This window comes from Aminobacter sp. P4_D5, from assembly GCF_056401815.1.
In genome coordinates this window covers 1-838 of sequence record NZ_JBFUIP010000536.1, presented here as the reverse complement: position 1 = coordinate 838, position 838 = coordinate 1, and the positions used below count along the sequence as shown (strand labels likewise).

1 protein-coding gene is annotated in these 838 nt (G+C 67.8%); it reads left to right on the top strand.

Features of this window, described 5'->3' with window-relative positions:
* Positions 1-103: 103 nt before the first annotated feature.
* Entirely contained in the window at positions 104-775 is a 672-nt protein-coding gene (locus tag AC1DWF_RS33345; RefSeq protein WP_476842780.1) for a cyclase family protein, read from the top strand.
* The last annotated feature ends 63 nt before the right edge of the window (positions 776-838 follow it).

The following is an 838-nucleotide window of genomic DNA, read 5'->3' as shown; positions in this document are numbered from 1 at the left end:
GCCCTGGAAAGACGCTTGAACGAGGGGCGCTGCCCGCCATCTCCGCTTCGCGGCCAGCCCCCGTCAGGGCTTTTTGCCCTGGACCCCATCCTATGAGATCCACATGAAACTCATCGACCTCTCCACGCCGATCAAGACCAGTCATTTTCGCTGGGAAGTCGATCGGCGCTTCGCCAAGACGCACGCCACCGGCGGCGGTCAGGCCACCTGGGCCGGCTGGAACGTCCACGCCTTCACCCATATGGACAGCCCGCGCCACGTCGACCCCGACGGCTTCACCACCGATGCCATCACCCTCGACATGACCACCGGCCCCGGCGCTGTCCTGGATATCTCCGACGTGCCGGCCAACACCGCGATATCCGCCGAAGCCCTGTCCAGGGCCGGCGCCCACCTCCAGCCCGGCGACTTCGCCCTGATCCGCGCCCGCTGGGACGAGCGAGCCAGCATCGACACACCGGAGTTCTGGCTCAACGCCCCCTGGATGACCGCCGAGGCCTCCATCTGGCTCCGCGAGCAGGGCATCAAGGCCGTCGGCTTCGACTTCCCGCAGGATCACTGCATCCGGTACTTCCTGACCGGCGAGAAGCGCCCGCCGCTGCCCGAGCACGTCACGCACTACCACCTGCTCGCGCGCGGCATCATCATGTTCGAATACCTCTGCAACATGGGCGCGATGACGCAGCCGCGGAACACGGTGATCGGTCTTCCCCTGAAGCTTCCGGACAGCGATGGCGCCCCCGCACGTGTCATCGTGATGGAGGGCGCCGCATGAGGTTTTCCGGGCAGGCCGCCCTCGTCACCGGCGGCGGCGCCGGCATCGGCGCGGGCATCGCGG